This is a genomic window from Blastococcus sp. HT6-30, from assembly GCF_039729015.1.
Classification (GTDB): domain Bacteria; phylum Actinomycetota; class Actinomycetes; order Mycobacteriales; family Geodermatophilaceae; genus Blastococcus.
Genome location: NZ_CP155792.1, coordinates 1,280,411 through 1,296,072 on the forward strand (window position 1 = coordinate 1,280,411; position 15,662 = coordinate 1,296,072).

General features: G+C 72.7%; 17 protein-coding genes and 1 tRNA gene. 15 read left to right on the forward strand and 3 right to left on the reverse strand.

The window, feature by feature from the left end; translation table 11 throughout:
* Nucleotide 1 precedes the first annotated feature (1 nt).
* From recO to ABC795_RS06175, 3 genes are all read left to right on the forward strand, one after another.
* Complete coding sequence (gene recO, locus ABC795_RS06165; RefSeq protein ID WP_347060042.1) at nucleotides 2–796, forward strand: DNA repair protein RecO; 795 nt, start codon at nucleotides 2–4, stop codon at nucleotides 794–796.
* Nucleotides 786–1,550, forward strand: a complete 765-nt coding sequence (locus ABC795_RS06170) for an isoprenyl transferase (RefSeq protein WP_347060043.1) — start codon at nucleotides 786–788, stop codon at nucleotides 1,548–1,550. Before recO ends, ABC795_RS06170 begins: the two co-directional genes overlap by 11 nt.
* 253 nt (nucleotides 1,551–1,803) lie before the next feature.
* Nucleotides 1,804–2,088, forward strand: coding sequence for a hypothetical protein (locus tag ABC795_RS06175; RefSeq protein WP_347060044.1), 285 nt, complete (start codon nucleotides 1,804–1,806; stop codon nucleotides 2,086–2,088).
* A gap of 72 nt (nucleotides 2,089–2,160) precedes the next feature.
* On the opposite strand, the gene ABC795_RS06180 is transcribed toward ABC795_RS06175, so the two are convergent.
* Nucleotides 2,161–2,586: a transcriptional repressor gene (locus ABC795_RS06180; protein ID WP_347060045.1), complete on the reverse strand. Its 426-nt coding sequence runs from the start codon at nucleotides 2,584–2,586 to the stop codon at nucleotides 2,161–2,163.
* 60 nt (nucleotides 2,587–2,646) lie between these two features.
* Here ABC795_RS06180 and ABC795_RS06185 point away from each other — a divergent pair, with 60 nt between their 5' ends.
* A complete protein-coding gene (locus ABC795_RS06185; protein WP_347060046.1) occupies nucleotides 2,647–2,922 on the forward strand; it encodes an antibiotic biosynthesis monooxygenase in 276 nt (91 codons plus the stop codon).
* Here the strand turns inward: ABC795_RS06185 and ABC795_RS06190 are convergent.
* Nucleotides 2,912–3,100, reverse strand: a complete 189-nt coding sequence (locus ABC795_RS06190) for a hypothetical protein (RefSeq protein ID WP_347060047.1) — start codon at nucleotides 3,098–3,100, stop codon at nucleotides 2,912–2,914. The genes ABC795_RS06185 and ABC795_RS06190 overlap by 11 nt on opposite strands.
* A gap of 63 nt (nucleotides 3,101–3,163) precedes the next feature.
* Between ABC795_RS06190 and ABC795_RS06195 the strand changes: the two genes are divergently transcribed.
* The 8 genes from ABC795_RS06195 (at nucleotide 3,164) to ABC795_RS06230 (ending at nucleotide 12,917) form a co-directional block, all read left to right on the forward strand.
* A complete protein-coding gene (locus ABC795_RS06195; RefSeq protein ID WP_347060048.1) occupies nucleotides 3,164–4,582 on the forward strand; it encodes a glycine--tRNA ligase in 1,419 nt (472 codons plus the stop codon).
* Between the two features lie 129 nt (nucleotides 4,583–4,711).
* Nucleotides 4,712–5,020 carry an antibiotic biosynthesis monooxygenase gene (locus tag ABC795_RS06200; protein WP_347060049.1) on the forward strand — a complete coding sequence of 103 codons (309 nt, stop codon included), beginning with the start codon at nucleotides 4,712–4,714 and terminating at the stop codon, nucleotides 5,018–5,020.
* 158 nt (nucleotides 5,021–5,178) lie between these two features.
* A complete protein-coding gene (gene dusB, locus ABC795_RS06205; protein ID WP_347060050.1) occupies nucleotides 5,179–6,339 on the forward strand; it encodes a tRNA dihydrouridine synthase DusB in 1,161 nt (386 codons plus the stop codon).
* Nucleotides 6,336–6,776: a hypothetical protein gene (locus ABC795_RS06210; protein WP_347060051.1), complete on the forward strand. Its 441-nt coding sequence runs from the start codon at nucleotides 6,336–6,338 to the stop codon at nucleotides 6,774–6,776. The genes dusB and ABC795_RS06210 overlap by 4 nt, the downstream gene beginning before the upstream one ends.
* 174 nt (nucleotides 6,777–6,950) lie before the next feature.
* Nucleotides 6,951–9,650, forward strand: a complete 2,700-nt coding sequence (ppdK, locus tag ABC795_RS06215) for a pyruvate, phosphate dikinase (protein WP_347060052.1) — start codon at nucleotides 6,951–6,953, stop codon at nucleotides 9,648–9,650.
* Between the two features lie 88 nt (nucleotides 9,651–9,738).
* Nucleotides 9,739–10,362, forward strand: a complete 624-nt coding sequence (locus tag ABC795_RS06220) for a YdcF family protein (protein ID WP_347060053.1) — start codon at nucleotides 9,739–9,741, stop codon at nucleotides 10,360–10,362.
* A gap of 111 nt (nucleotides 10,363–10,473) precedes the next feature.
* Nucleotides 10,474–12,363: a DNA primase gene (dnaG, locus tag ABC795_RS06225; RefSeq protein WP_347060054.1), complete on the forward strand. Its 1,890-nt coding sequence runs from the start codon at nucleotides 10,474–10,476 to the stop codon at nucleotides 12,361–12,363.
* Nucleotides 12,360–12,917, forward strand: a complete 558-nt coding sequence (locus tag ABC795_RS06230; protein WP_347060055.1) for a hypothetical protein — start codon at nucleotides 12,360–12,362, stop codon at nucleotides 12,915–12,917. The genes dnaG and ABC795_RS06230 overlap by 4 nt, the downstream gene beginning before the upstream one ends.
* A 6-nt stretch (nucleotides 12,918–12,923) precedes the next feature.
* On the opposite strand, the gene ABC795_RS06235 is transcribed toward ABC795_RS06230, so the two are convergent.
* Nucleotides 12,924–13,133 (reverse strand): hypothetical protein, encoded by a 210-nt coding sequence (locus tag ABC795_RS06235; protein WP_347060056.1) that lies wholly within the window; start codon nucleotides 13,131–13,133, stop codon nucleotides 12,924–12,926.
* A gap of 136 nt (nucleotides 13,134–13,269) precedes the next feature.
* Here ABC795_RS06235 and ABC795_RS06240 point away from each other — a divergent pair.
* The 3 genes from ABC795_RS06240 to ABC795_RS06250 all read left to right on the forward strand — a co-directional run bounded on the left by ABC795_RS06240 (nucleotide 13,270) and on the right by ABC795_RS06250 (nucleotide 15,639).
* A tRNA-Asn gene (locus ABC795_RS06240) sits at nucleotides 13,270–13,342 on the forward strand.
* A 478-nt stretch (nucleotides 13,343–13,820) separates the two neighbouring features.
* Nucleotides 13,821–13,946, forward strand: coding sequence for a hypothetical protein (locus ABC795_RS06245; RefSeq protein ID WP_347060057.1), 126 nt, complete (start codon nucleotides 13,821–13,823; stop codon nucleotides 13,944–13,946).
* Between the two features lie 40 nt (nucleotides 13,947–13,986).
* Complete coding sequence (locus ABC795_RS06250; RefSeq protein WP_347060058.1) at nucleotides 13,987–15,639, forward strand: ATP-dependent DNA helicase RecQ; 1,653 nt, start codon at nucleotides 13,987–13,989, stop codon at nucleotides 15,637–15,639.
* Nucleotides 15,640–15,662: the final 23 nt, after the last annotated feature.

Here is a 15,662-nt window from a genome sequence, read left to right on the forward strand (position 1 = left end):
GGTGAGCGCGCACACCCCGAAGGCGCTGTACCGGGACGAGGGCATCGTCCTGCGCACGCAGAAGCTCGGCGAGGCCGACCGGATCATCACGGTGCTCACCCGCCGGCACGGCAAGGTGCGGGCGGTGGCCAAGGGCGTGCGCCGCACCAAGAGCAAGTTCGGCGCCCGGCTCGAGCCGTTCACCCACGTCGACCTGCAGCTCTACACCGGCCGGAGCCTCGACATCGTCAGCCAGGCGGAGTCGATCCGCTCGTACGGCCAGGAGATCGTCGCGGACTACCCGGCGTACACCGCCGGCACCGCCGTCCTGGAGACCGCCGACCGGCTGACCGCCGAGGAGAAGGAGCCCTCGCTGCGGCTGTTCCTCCTCGTGGTCGGCGCGCTGCGGGCACTGGGGGAGCAGGCCCATCCCGCGCCGCTGGTGCTCGACGCGTTCCTGCTGCGGGCCATGTCCGTGGCCGGCTGGGAGCCGGCGCTGGCCGACTGCGCGCGCTGCGGCGAGGCCGGTCCGCACCGGCACTTCTCCGTCCCCGCCGGCGGCACCGTCTGCTCGGCCTGCCGGCCCACCGGCTCGGCCATGCCGAGTCCCGTCACCGTCGAGCTGCTCGATGCGCTGCTGACCGGTGACTGGGGCCGGGCCGAGGCCAGCCTCGGCATCAACCGGCGCGAGGGCAGCGGCCTGGTGGCCGCGCTCCTGCAGTGGCACCTGGAGCGCGGGCTGCGCTCGCTGCCGCTGGTCGACCGATCCGACTCGTCGGCACCGCGCCGGGAAGTGAGCCTGCTCAGTGAGGCGTGAGGTCAAGGCCCCCAATCCGCACCCGTCCGGCGTGCGCCCGCCGCAGCTGCCGAAGGACAAGGTGCCGCAGCACGTCGCCCTGGTGATGGACGGCAACGGCCGCTGGGCCTCTTCTCGCGGGCTGCCCCGCACCGCCGGGCACGAGGCGGGGGAGTCCTCGCTATTCGACTGCGTCGAGGGCGCCATCGAGCTGGGCGTGAAGGCGATCAGCGCCTACGCCTTCTCCACCGAGAACTGGCGGCGCAGCCCCGACGAGGTGCGCTTCCTCATGGGTTTCAACCGCGACGTGATCCGCCGCCGCCGGGACGAGATGCACGAGCTCGGGGTCCGGGTGCGCTGGGCCGGCCGCCGCCCCCGGCTGTGGCGCTCGGTGATCAAGGAGCTCGAGGTCGCCGAGGAGCTCACGAAGGACAACGACGTCCTCACCCTCACCATGTGCGTGAACTACGGCGGCCGGGCCGAGATCGCCGACGCGGCTGCGGCCATCGCCCGCGAGGTCGCGGCCGGCCGGCTCGACCCGGACAAGATCGACGAGAAGACGGTCGCCCGGTTCCTGGACGAGCCGGACATGCCCGACGTCGACCTCTTCGTGCGCAGCTCGGGGGAGAACCGGACCAGCAACTTCCTGCTCTGGCAGTCCGCCTACGCGGAGTTCGTCTTCCTCGACACCCTCTGGCCGGACTTCGACCGCCGGCACCTGTGGGCGGCGTGCGAGGAGTTCGCCTCCCGGCAGCGCCGGTTCGGCACCGCCTGAACGAACGTTCCCCCGGTCGCCGCGGTCGGCCGGGTGACCGGAGGACGCCGTCCGGCCGCGCAGGGTAACGACCTCAGGGGGACGGTCGGGAACGGGGGCGCGGGGCGTGGGCGAGCGGCTCGGAGGTGAGTAGGTTCCGGACAGCCGGCCGCCCTCGCCCGGTGACGCGTGGAGGAGGTCGACGACCGCCATGAGCCAGCCGCCCACGGGTGCCCACCCCGCCGGTCCGCACGAACCGGCCCGGAGCCCGGGGGTGCCTCCGGTCGCGGGGCAGCCGGTCCCGGAGGAGGCGCCCTCCGACGAGGCGTCGGCCTCCGACGAGCCGTTGCGCTACGACCAGCCATCCGGCGGTTCCCGCACGCTGATGCCGTGGCTGGTGGGTGCCGGGGTGCTGCTTCTCGCCGGTCTGGGCTTCCTGCTCGTCCTCCTGCTGACCAGCGACGACGGCGAGACGAGCAGCGCCCCGCATCCGACCGGTGACCATCCGGCCCAGGTCCTGGTCGACCACGTCACGGCCTGGTCCACCGTCGAGCGCTGAGGGCGGCGAGCCGTTCTGCTGCTGCTCCACGGCGCGGTCGGCCGCTTCCTCGGATCGGCAGCGCGTCGCCGGTCAGTCGGTGGTGCGCTCCGGGGACGCCTCGGGCCGGCCGGCCGCCGCGGCCCGGCAGGCGGCGCAGGTGCCGAGCACCTCCAACGTGTGGCTGATGTCGGCGAACCCGTGCTCGGCCGCGACGCGGTCGGCCCAGGTCTCCACGGCCGGGCCGGCCACCTCGACGGTGCGCCCGCACCCGCGGCACACCAGGTGATGGTGGTGCTGGGGGCTGCACCGGCGGTACAGCGCCTCGCCGGTGTCGGTGCGGATGGAGTCCAGCTCACCGTCGTCGGCCAGCGACTGGACGGCGCGGTAGACCGTCGACAGCCCGACCGGGTCGCCGGCGTCCCGGAGCCGGGCGTGCACCTCCTGGGCGCTGTGGAAGCCGTCGAGGTCTGCGAAGACGGCTCGGACGGCGGTGCGCTGCCGGGTGGTGCGGACCATGCGTCCATGGTGACAGGCGGTCGTGGGAGCGTCTGCGCAGGCCGGACGAGGGGAGCACGGGTGTTCGCGGTGACACGGCTGCGGGTGACGGCGGCGGATGCCACCCGGCTGGCGGGCGAGGTGGACCGGTTGCTGGCCGCGCTCGCCGCCCGGCCGGGCTTCCGGGACGGCGTACTGGGCCGGTCGGCCGACGACCCGGAGCTCTGGGCGCTGGTGACCCGGTGGGACGGCGTCGGCTCCTACCGCCGCGCCCTGTCGGCCGCGGAGGTCAAGATCACCGGTGCGCCGGTCTGGGTGCACGCCGTCGACGAGCCGGGTGCCTACCTCACCGACTGACGCCGAGCACCTGCGGTCGGGCGGTGGTCAGCCCCACCCGCACCACCCGGTCGCCCGCCGGCGCGAGCGGCTGGACGACCGGGTCTTCCTCGAGCGGTACGCCGGGATCCGGGCCGAGCTCGCCGTGCGCCTCGTCCGGACCCGCGCCCACCGACGCGGGAGTCCCGGTCGTGGTCACCGACTGAGGGCGCCGCCGGGCCGGCAACTACCGTGGACGGGTCAACCGCCGACCGCCAGCCGGATGGAGCCTCTCGCCGTGAGCGACAGCACCGCCAAGCACGACCCCGCCCGCCTCGACAAGGTCGTGAACCTCTGCAAGCGACGGGGCTTCGTGTTCCCGTCCGGGGAGATCTACGGCGGTACCCGCTCCGCGTGGGACTACGGCCCACTGGGCGTCGAGCTCAAGGAGAACATCAAGCGCCAGTGGTGGCGCACCGTCGTCCAGAGCCGGGACGACATCGTCGGCCTGGACTCCTCGGTCATCCTGCCCCGCCAGACCTGGGTGGCCTCCGGTCACGTCGGCGTCTTCACCGACCCGCTGACCGAGTGCCAGAGCTGCCACAAGCGCTTCCGGGCCGACCACCTGGAGGAGGGCTACGAGGAGAAGAAGGGCCGGCCGCCGGAGAACGGGCTGGCCGACATCGCCTGCCCGAACTGCGGGACGAAGGGCGCGTGGACCGAGCCCCGCGACTTCAACATGATGCTCAAGACCTACCTCGGCCCGGTCGAGGACGAGTCCGGCCTGCACTACCTCCGCCCGGAGACCGCGCAGGGGATCTTCGTGAACTTCGCCAACGTCATGGGCGCGGCGCGCAAGAAGCCGCCGTTCGGCATCGGCCAGATCGGCAAGTCGTTCCGCAACGAGATCACGCCGGGCAACTTCATCTTCCGCACCCGCGAGTTCGAGCAGATGGAGATGGAGTTCTTCGTCGAGCCGGGCAGTGACGAGGAGTGGCACCAGTACTGGATCGACGAGCGCACCCGCTGGTACACCGACCTGGGCATCGATCCGGCGAACCTGCGGCACTACGAGCACGCCAAGGAGAAGCTGTCGCACTACTCGAAGCGCACCGTCGACATCGAGTACCGCTTCGGGTTCCAGGGCTCGGAATGGGGTGAGCTCGAGGGCATCGCCAACCGCACCGACTTCGACCTCTCCACGCACACCCAGCACTCGGGCACCGACCTGTCCTACTTCGACCAGGCCACCAACACCCGCTGGACGCCCTACGTCATCGAGCCCGCGGCGGGTCTCACCCGCTCGCTGATGGCCTTCCTCGTCGAGGCCTACACCGAGGACGAGGCGCCCAACGCCAAGGGCGGGGTCGACGTCCGCACGGTGCTGAAGCTCGACCCGCGGCTGGCGCCGGTGAAGGCCGCCGTCCTGCCGCTGTCGCGCAACGCCGACCTCTCGCCCAAGGCAAAGGACCTGGCCGCGGCGCTGCGGCGGAACTGGAACGTCGACTTCGACGACGCCGGCGCCATCGGCCGCCGGTACCGCCGGCAGGACGAGATCGGCACGCCGTTCTGCCTGACCGTCGACTTCGACACCCTCACCGACGACGCGGTGACCGTGCGCGAGCGCGACTCGATGAGCCAGGAGCGCGTGGGCCTGGGCCAGGTCGAGTCCTACCTCGCCGCCCGCCTCCCCGGCTGCTGACCGCGGTCGATGCACTCATCGACTGAGCTCGCCAAGGAGTACAGCGTCGGCAGGCGCTGTCAGGGGCTTACCGCAACACCGCACATGTGCCACGGTCCGAGCACATCCATCGAGTACCGGGAGCCACAGATGATGACCGTCATCACCACGACCGTCCTGCGCCCAGGTGGGGAGCAGCAGTGGGACGAAGCCGTCCGCGAGCGCTTCGAGTCTGCGCACGGGCGACCCGGATGGGTCTCGGGACAGCTTCTCACTCCTGAGGACGAGCAGCAGACACGTGTGATCGTGGGTACGTGGCGAAGCCGCGAGGACTGGGAAGCCTGGCACCACGATCCCGCCTTCCAGGAGGCGCGGGACACACTCGAGGGGCTGGAGGCGCAGCCGAGCCGAAGCCAATGGTTCGAGGTCGTGTCGGCTGCGCACTCTCCAGAGCACTGACCCGGGTGGTGGCCGGGGATCCCGGCCTTGCCCGGGGATGGGGTCGGTGACCAGGCTGATCGGTGGAGGCTGACAGACCGGGTTCTCGGGTCGCGGGCAAGGAGAGGCTTCCTTGCGGACCACGGGCGAGGGGAAGGGCACCGCCTACTCTTGGTGCCGTGACCGCCACGCTCGAGCCGACGACGACGGCCCTGCCGCCGCTGCGGCTCGGCGCGCTGACCGTCGACCCCGCCGTCGTGCTCGCGCCGATGGCCGGCATCACCAACCCGGCCTTCCGCACGCTCTGCCGCGAGTTCGGTGCCGGTCTCTACGTCTGCGAGATGATCACCACGCGGGCGCTGGTCGAGCGGAACGAGAAGACGCTCCGGATGATCCGGGCGACCGCGGACGAGAAGGACGCCTTCTCCGTGCAGCTGTACGGCGTCGACCCCGCGACCGTCGGGCGTGCGGTGGAGATGCTCGTCGACGAGGGCGTCGCCGGCACCCGCCCGGCGCACATCGACCTCAACTTCGGCTGCCCGGTGCCCAAGGTGACCCGGAAGGGCGGCGGCTCGGCCCTGCCCTGGCGCCGCGTCCTGCTGCGGGACATCGTGCGGGCGGCGGTGCGCGCGGCGGGGGACGTGCCGGTCACGATCAAGACCCGCATCGGCATCGACGCCGACCACGTCACCTACCTCGACGCCGGCCGGATCGCCCAGGACGAGGGCGCTGCGGCGATCACGCTGCACGGCCGCACCGCCGACCAGCTCTACAGCGGCACCGCCGACTGGGCGCCGATCGCGCGGCTGGTGGAGACCGTCGAGATCCCGGTGCTCGGCAACGGGGACGTCTGGGAGGCCGACGACGCGCTGCGCATGGTCGCCGAGACCGGATGCGCCGGCGTCGTCATCGGGCGGGGGTGCCTGGGCCGGCCGTGGCTGTTCGGCGACCTGGCCGCCGCGTTCGCCGGCGAGAGCCGCCGCGCCCTGCCCACCGTCCGCGAGGTCGCCGCGATCATGCACCGGCACGCCACGCTGCTGGCCGAGGAGCACGGCGAGCGGCACGGCTGCAGCGACTTCCGCAAGCACGTGGCCTGGTACCTGAAGGGCTTCTCGGTGGGGTCGGACACCCGGCGGGCGCTGGCGATGGTGAGCGGCCTCGACGAGCTCGCCGAGCTGCTCGCCGGCATCCCGGACCAGCCGTACCCGACCGCCGTGCTGGGGGCGCCGCGCGGGCGCACCAGCACGCCACGCCCGGTCGCGCTCCCCGAGGGGTGGCTGGCCGACCGCGACGACCCGCGGCCTCCGGCCGGGGCAGAACTGGAGACGAGCGGCGGATGACGCAGGGCCCCTTCCTCTACGACGACGGCCCCGCGCCGCTGCACACGGGCACGCCCCGCAGGCGGCAGGGCTGGCTGATCGCCGGCATCCTCGGCGTCGTCCTGATGGCCGGCGGCATGGTCGCCGGTCTCTACGTGATCCGGGGATCCCCGGCCGACCAGGCCACCGAGGTCACCCAGGTGTTCCTCGCTGCGCTCGACGCCGGTGACACCGAGACCTCCTACCAGCTCCTCTGCGGGGACGAGCGCAGCCGGCTCGACGTGACCGGGATGGAGGCCGAGTACCTCCGGCCGGGCTCCGCCGAGGTCGCCGACGTGCGAGACGACCCGGTGGAGGGCGCGAGGATCCAGCGGGTGACCGTCCGCTGGGAGGACGGCGCCTCCGCGGAGCTCGCCGTGGTCAACGAGGACGGCCCCCGCATCTGCGGGATCGACTGACCGCCCGGACACCTCATGGCCGGGATCACCCGGCCCGGGGCTCGCGCCGACCGCCGAGGTGCGCCACGATCGACGGACGCCGTCGGATGGACGTTTAGGACGTCTGCTCGACACGGCAGTGTTCCCTCGGGGGATCGTCCCCCCGGGGGAGGCGGACGGACGTGGAGGTGCGGGATGGCTGACGAGAAGTGGGTCTTCGACTTCAGCGAGGGCGGTAAGGACCAGAAGGACCTGCTCGGCGGCAAGGGGGCCAACCTCGCCGAGATGACCAACCTCGGCCTGCCCGTGCCACCCGGCTTCACCATCACCACCGATGCGTGCCGGTACTACCTGCAGCACGGCGGCACCCCGCCGGGGCTCGACGAGCAGGTCAGCGAGCACCTCGCGGCCCTCGAGAAGTCGATGGGCAAGACCCTCGGCGACCCGGCCGACCCGTTGTTGGTCTCGGTACGCTCCGGGGCGGCCGCGTCCATGCCCGGGATGATGGAGACGGTCCTCAACGTCGGGCTCAACGACGAGTCGGTCCACGGCCTGGCCGCGCAGTCGGGCAGCGAGCGGTTCGCCTGGGACTCCTACCGGCGGCTGATCCAGATGTTCGGCAAGACCGTCCTCGACATCGACGGCGAGCTGTTCGACGAGGCCCTCGACGAGGTCAAGCGCGAGCAGGGCACGGAGTCCGACCTGGACCTGGACGCCGGCCACCTGCAGGACGTCGTCGGCCGGTACAAGGCGATCGTGCGCCAGCACACCGGCCAGGACTTCCCGCAGGACCCCCGCGAGCAGATGGACCTGGCGGTCAACGCCGTCTTCGGCTCGTGGAACTCCGACCGGGCAGTGATCTACCGCCGTCGCGAGCGCATCCCGGGCGACGCCGGCACCGCCGTCAACGTGTGCGCCATGGTGTTCGGCAACCTCGGCATGGACTCCGGGACCGGCGTCGCCTTCACCCGCGATCCGGGCAGCGGCGCCCAGGGCGTGTACGGCGACTACCTGCAGAACGCCCAGGGCGAGGACGTCGTCGCCGGCATCCGCAACACCGTGCCCCTGGTCGACCTGCAGCAGATCGACCGGACCGCCTACGACGAGCTCATGGGGATCATGTCGCGGCTGGAGTCGCACTACCGCGACCTGTGCGACATCGAGTTCACCATCGAGCGCAACAAGCTCTGGATGCTGCAGACCCGGGTCGGCAAGCGCACCGCCGGCGCGGCCTTCGTCATCGCCACGCAGCTGGTCGACGAGGGGCTGATCGACATGGACGAGGCGGTCCGCCGGGTCACCGGTGACCAGCTCGCCCAGCTGATGTTCCCCCGCTTCGTCACCGGCGGGAACGCCCGGCAGCTCACCCAGGGCATGAACGCCTCGCCCGGGGCCGCCGTCGGCAAGGCGGTGTTCTCCTCCGAGGCGGCCGCGCAGTGGGCCGGCCGCGGGGAGAAGGTGGTGCTCGTCCGCCGGGAGACCAACCCCGACGACCTCTCCGGGATGATCGCCGCCGAGGGTGTGCTGACCAGCCGCGGGGGCAAGACCTCGCACGCCGCCGTCGTCGCCCGGGGGATGGGCAAGACGTGCGTCTGCGGCGCCGAGGAGCTGCAGGTCGACACCAGGGCCAAGCGGTTCACCGCTCCCGACGGGACCGTGGTCGCCGAGGGCGACGTCATCTCCATCGACGGGTCCACCGGCACGGTGTGGCTCGGCGAGGTGCCGGTCGAGCCGTCGTCGGTCGTCCGCTACTTCGAAGGGGAGATCGACCCGGGGTCCGACGACGCCGACGACCTGGTGAGGTCCGTGCACCGGATCCTCACCCACGCCGACGAGGTGCGCCGCCTCGACGTGCGCACCAACGCCGACACCCCCGAGGACGCCGCCCGCGCCCGCCGCTTCGGCGCGCGCGGCATCGGCCTGTGCCGCACCGAGCACATGTTCCTCGGCGACCGGCGGCAGCTGGTGGAGAAGCTGATCCTGGCCGACGGCGACGACGAGCGGCAGGCCGCGCTCGACGCGCTGGAGCCGCTGCAGAAGCAGGACTTCCTCGAGATCTTCGAGGCGATGGACGGGCTGCCGGTGACCGTCCGGCTGCTCGATCCGCCGCTGCACGAGTTCCTGCCCGACCTCACCGAGCTGTCGGTGCGGGTGGCGCTGGCCGAGGAGCGGGGGGAGCCCGACGAGGGCAACCTCCGGCTGCTGGCCGCCGTTCGCGGCATGCACGAGTCCAACCCGATGCTGGGCCTGCGCGGGGTGCGGCTGGGCCTCGTCGTCCCCGGGCTGTTCGCCATGCAGGTGCGGGCCATCGCCGAGGCGGCCTGCGAGCGCAAGCGGGCCGGTGGCGACCCCCACCCGGAGATCATGATCCCGCTGGTCGGTGCCGTGCAGGAGCTGGAGGCGATCCGCGAGGAGTCCGAGCGGGTGCTGGCCGAGGTGTGCGAAGAGTGGGGCATCGACGTCAGGCCGCTGATCGGCACGATGATCGAGGTGCCCCGCGCGGCCCTGACCGCGGGCGAGATCGCCCAGTCGGCGGAGTTCTTCTCCTTCGGCACCAACGACCTCACCCAGATGACGTGGGGCTTCTCCCGCGACGACGTCGAGGCGGCGTTCTTCCACCAGTACCTGGACAAGGGCATCTTCGGGATCTCGCCGTTCGAGTCGCTGGACATCGACGGGGTCGGGCGGCTGGTGCAGATCGGCGCCGAGGCCGGCCGGGCCGCCCGGCCGGACCTCAAGCTGGGCATCTGCGGGGAGCACGGCGGCGACCCCGACTCGGTGCACTTCTTCCACGAGGTCGGCCTGGACTACGTCTCGTGCTCGCCGTTCCGGGTGCCGGTGGCCCGGCTCGAGGCCGGTCGCGCCGCGCTGGACGGCGCCCGCGCCGGCTCCTGAAGGAGGGCCTCGGTGCCCCGGCGCCTCGCAGGCTCGGCGCGGGCCCCTGCACCGAGGCCGTGTCGGCCGGGCGTGGTACCCATGACGGGTGGGCGTGCGGAGTCTGGTGACGCGGGTGGCCGGGGCCGGCGTGCTGGCCGCCGTGCTCCTGGTGGCCTCCACGGCGCTGGCCATCTGGTGGACGGCGCGGCAGGACTCCCGCCCGCAGTCCGACGCGATCGTGGTGCTGGGGTCGGCGCAGTACAACGGCGTGCCCTCGTCGATCTTCGAGGCGCGGCTGGAGCACGCGCGGGCGCTGTACGAGGCCGGCGTCGCCCCGGTGATCGTGACCGTGGGCGGCAAGGCCGCGGGTGATGCGTTCACCGAGGCCGAGGCCGGGCGCGACTACCTGGCCCGGGCCGGGGTGCCCGCCGAGGCGCTGCTGGCGGTGCCCGAGGGCGTGGACACCCTGCAGAGCATGCGGGTGGCCGGCACGGCCTTCGCCGAGCGCGGCTGGGAGCGGGCGGTGGTGGTCACCGACCCCTGGCACGCGATGCGCGCCCAGCGGATGGCCGAGGACGCGGGGATGGAGGCCGAGAGCTCACCGACCCGGCAGGGCCCGGCCGTGCATACCCGGGCCACCCAGTTCCGCTACATCCTGCGGGAGACTGCTGCGTACCTGCTCTACCGCGTCACCGGCGAGAGCGTCGCCGGCGCACCCGGCATCGGCTGAGGGAGGGACGACGGTGCTCGAACTGGGCGAGGCCGGCACGCGCGGCATGCCGAAGGGCGTCCTGCCCGTGCTGCACGGCGACGAGCTGCACGGACGCCAGGTGGCGGCCTGATGGCCGGCCGGGGTCGCATCCGGGCGGCGGACATCGCGCTGGTCCGCGAGCGGAGCAAGATCGACGAGATCGTCGGCGAGCACCTGCAGCTGAAGCGCGCGGGCGGCGGCAGCCTCAAGGGGCTCTGCCCCTTCCACGACGAGAAGTCGCCGTCGTTCCAGGTGACGCCGTCGCGGAACCTGTTCCACTGTTTCGGTTGCGGAGTGGGCGGCGACGTCATCTCCTTCGTCCAGCAGATCGACCACCTGTCGTTCACCGAGGCCGTCGAGCTCTTGGCCGGCCGCGCCAACATCGACCTGAAGTACGAGGACGACGGCGGGCGGCCGACCGCCGGCCCCGACCGGGCGTCGGTCGGTCAGCGGGCCCGGCTGGTCGCGGCGAACACCGCGGCGGCCGCGTTCTACGCCGAGCAGCTCGGCACGCCGGAGGCGGCGCCGGCCCGGCAGTTCCTCGCCGACCGGGCCTTCGACCGGCAGGCGGCCCTGGACTTCGGCTGCGGCTACGCCCCCGGCGGGTGGGACGCGCTCACCCGGCACCTGCGGGCCAAGGGCTTCACCCAGGCCGAGCTGGTCACCGGCGGGCTGGCGAAGGAGTCGTCGCGGGGCACCCTGATCGACCGGTTCCACCGGCGGCTGGTGTGGCCGATCCGCGACATCACCGGGGACGTCATCGGCTTCGGCGCCCGCAAGCTCATGGACGACGACCCGGGGCCGAAGTACCTCAACACCCCGGAGACCCCGCTCTACAAGAAGAGCAGCGTGCTCTACGGCATCGACCGCGCCAAGCGCGACATCGCCCGCCGGCACCAGGCCGTCGTCGTCGAGGGCTACACCGACGTCATGGCCTGCCACCTGGCCGGCGTGACGACGGCGGTGGCCTCGTGCGGCACCGCGTTCGGCGCCGAGCACATCGGCGTGCTGCGCCGGCTGCTCATGGACCAGGACGAGTTCCGCGGTGAGGTCGTCTACACCTTCGACGGCGACGCCGCGGGCCAGGCGGCCGCGATGAAGACCTTCGCCGAGGACCAGCGGTTCGTCGGGCAGACGTTCGTCGCCGTCGAGCAGGAGGGGCGCGACCCCTGCGAGCTGCGGCAGGAGCACGGCGACGCCGCCGTCCGCGACCTCGTCGCCCGCCGCACCCCGCTGATCGCCTTCGTCCTCAGGACCACGCTCGCCGGCTACGACCTGGATACCGTGGAGGGCCGGGTCGCCGCCCTGGAGAAGACGGTGCCGCTCGTCGCACAGATCAAGGACCACGCGTTGCGGCCTGCCTACGCCCGCGAGCTCGCCGGGATGATCGGGAACACCGACGAGGCAGAGGTGCAGGAGCGGGTGCGCCGGCTGACCGGCAACGGGGGAGGGGCGCCCTCGCGCGGCCGTCCCCGCGCCCCGAAGCGCACGCCGGACGACGCCGCAGTGGCCGTGGAGCGGGAGGCGGTGAAGGCCGCGCTGCAGGTGCCCGAGTACGCCGGGCCCGCCTTCGACGCCGTCGCGTCGGCCGCCTACACCGATCCCGACTACGCCGCCGTCGCGGCGGCGGTGGCCGGAGCCGGTGGTGCCGCGGGCGCGACCGTGACCGGCCCGGCCTGGTTGGACCAGGTGGCCGAGCACTGCGACCGGGAGAGCGCCCGCGCGCTGCTGACGGCGCTGGCGGTGGAGCCGATGCGCTCGGTGACCGGTGAGTCCGACCCCGCGTACGTCAACGCGATCCTCGCCCGCCTCCAGGAGATGGCCACCGTGCGCCAGGTGGCCGCGCTCAAGGGGCGCCTGCAGCGGATGAACCCCGTGGAGCAGGCGGAGGAGTACACGAAGATCTTCGGGCAGCTCGTGGCGCTGGAGCAGCAGGCCCGGTCGCTGCGGGAGCGGGCGATGGGCGGGCTCGCGTCGTGAGCCTGCTCGATGGGCTGCGGCGCCGGTTCGCCCGGCCACCGGAGGCGGTGCGCGCCGCGGTGGCGGTCGACCCCGACGAGCGGGTCCTGGCCTGGGGGGCGCTCGCTCGCGGCGGGGGCTGGCTGGTCGCCACGTCCCGGGGGCTGCGGACGGTGGACACGGCCGGCGGAGCGGACGTGCTCCCGTGGCACGAGGTGGGCCACGCCCGGTGGGCGGCGACGAATGACGGCGGCGGCTCCTTCACCGTCACCCCGCTCACCGAGGTGGAGCCCGGGGTGCAGGCCCGGCTGCCGGGTGTCCGCTACGTGCTGCTCGACGCCGGTGACCTGCCCGCGGTCGTGCGCCGGCGGGTTGACCAGACGATCGTGACCAGCCGGCGCACCCCGCTGCCCGGCCGGGGCGGTGTGGTCCTGGTGGCCCGCCGGGTGCCCGGTCAGGCGGAGCGGGAGTGGACCGTCGTGTTCGACGACGACGCCGACCGGGACGACCCGGTGGCCCGGGAGACGGCCCGGCAGAAGCTGGCCGAGGCGCTCGCCGCCGAGCAGCCGGACTGACCGGCCTCAGGGCTGAGGTTCGCCGCCCAGCTGGGCCTTGAGGGTGGACACCGCGTCGTCGGCCTTGGCCTGCGCCATACCTGCGATGCTCTGCAGGCGGGGGTCGTCCTTGGCCTTGTCCCAGGCCCGCCGGATCTGCTCGTAGCGCTCGCGGCCGGCACGTGAGCCGAGCACGTAGCCAGCACCGAATCCGGCGACGAACGACAGCTTGGCCACGGGGAACCTCCAGGTGTTCGGGCGATGGACGACGACACGCTACCTGTGGCGCGCATCCCGCTGCGGTCCGCAAGCCCCGTGCGGCGGCTGATCGAGCGTGCGGTACTCTCGTCGAGCCAGCGGATCGCACCGCTGATCCCCCGTAGCTCAATTGGCAGAGCATGCGACTGTTAATCGCAGGGTTACTGGTTCAAGTCCAGTCGGGGGAGCCCCAGCTGCAGGTCAAGCGGTCTACACGCTCGACCGCGCGGATTGATCATCCAACGAACGACCACGATTCTTTCGCCGGGCTCCCCTCGGCCGGGGATGTCCGCTTCGAGACAGGACGCAGCGGTTCCGCTGTCAGGATTCGCCTGGAGCGCGCTCGCCGGACAACCCTGGATTCGCCGGGTCCTGCCGGCGCATCCCTGCTCCACCCGAAGCTGCTGACATCCCGGCGGTCCTGGAAAACTGCAGGGCGGCCCGGCCCGGTGGCGGTGGAACTGCGCCAGGGAACTCAGACTCGAGCGCCAGCACGGCGGCTGCGGAGACCTGCGCTGCCCAGCTCAAGCGGGGACTCGGTGCACCTCGGGTCGAACGTCCAGCTGCTGACCGCGTCGCATCCGCTGGACGCCGCGCGAACGTCGGCCGGGCCCGCAGGAGCCCGCGCCGATCATCGCCGGGGACAACGCGTGGCTCGGGGGAGGGGTGATCGTGCTGCCGGGGGTGAGCATCGGCGCGGAGATTGTGGTCGGCGCGGGATCGGTGGTCGTCCACGACCTCCCCTCGGGCGTCCTGGCTGCGGGCAACCCGCGTGGGTCCTCCGGCAGCTGAGCTGAGGGGTGGCGGCCGCCCGGCCGGGTACGGGCCGACGGTGACGGAACCAACAGGACAGCTGCAGCAGGTCGCGCGGGAGACGTTCGGTTGGCCGGAGCTGCGGCCGGACCAGCTGGCGGCCATGGAGGCGGTGATGGCCGGCCACGACGTCCTGGCCGTGCTGCCGACCGGGGCCGGCAAGTCGGCGATCTACCAGGTCCCGGCGCTGCTGCTCGAAGGCCCGACGCTGGTCGTCTCGCCGTTGCTGGCGCTGCAGCGCGACCAGGTCGACAGCCTGGAGGACTCGCGGGCGCCGGAGGCGGTCGCGGTCAACTCCGGGCAGCGGGCGGGAGACAGGCGGCATGCCTGGGAGGCGGTCCGTGAGCGCGACGCCGAGTACCTGTTCCTGTCGCCCGAGCAGCTGGCCAAGGATGAGGTCGTCGATGAGTTGGCCGAGCTCGGGGTCAGCCTCTTCGTCATCGACGAGGCGCATTGTGTGTCGGCGTGGGGGCATGACTTCCGGCCGGACTACCTGCGGCTGGGGCCGGTGATCGAACGGCTCGGTCACCCTCCGGTCCTCGCGCTCACGGCCACCGCGGGGATGCCCGTGCGCCAGGACATCCTCGGCCGGCTCGGGCTGCGGGATCCCGTGGAGGTGATCGCCAGCTTCGACCGACCAAACCTCCACCTGGCGGTGGAGCGCTTCAGCGACGACCGGCGCAAGCGCTCGGCGGTGGTCGCACGGGTGGCTGCGCTCGTGGCCGACCCGGCCACCAGGCGGGGCCTGGTGTACGTGACCAGCCGCAAGGACGCGGGGTACTACGCCGACGAGCTGGCGCAGATCGGGATCCGGGTCGCCGCCTACCACGCCGGCATGAAGGCCGCCGACCGGCGGCGGGTGCACGAAGACTTCCTCGGCGACGCCGTCGACGTCGTGGTGGCGACCTCGGCGTTCGGCATGGGCATCGACAAGCCCGACGTCCGCTTCGTCGTCCATGCCTCGGCCGTGGACTCCCTCGACACCTACTACCAGCAGATCGGCCGCGCCGGGCGTGACGGCGAGGCGGCCGAGATAGCCCTGTTCTACCGGCCCGAGGATCTCCACCTGCAGACCTTCCTCACCGCCAGCCGCGCGCCCGAGGACGCCCTCGGGGAAGTGGCCGAGGCGCTCGACGAGTACGACGAGCCGGTGCGCGCCACGGACCTGGCCCAGGACACGGAGGCATCAGCGGCCAAGCGCACCCGCGCGGTGAACCTGCTGGAGGAGGCCGGTGCCGTGGGGACCACCGACGACGGGCGCCTGGAGTACCTGGATTCCGACCTCGAACCCGAGGCGGCGGTCCAGGACGCCGTGGAGGTCGCCGAGAATCACCAGCGGCTGACCCGCTCCCGGATCGAGATGATGCGCGGCTACGCCGAGACCACCGGATGTCGGCGGCAATTCCTGCTCGGCTACTTCGGCGAACAGCTCCCACACCCCTGCGGCAACTGCGACACCTGCGAGGCCGGCACCGCCCGCGACCAACCCGGCGAGGACACCCCGTTCCCCATCAACTCCGCCGTCCACCACCGCGAGTGGGGACACGGGGTGGTCATGTCGGTCGAGGAGGACCGGATCACCGTGCTGTTCGACCAGGTGGGCTACAAGACCCTCGCCCTGGCCGCCGTCGAATCACAGCGACTCCTGGAGGCCGACCAGCCATCCGGCTGATCGCGACCCGCACCCATCGGCCG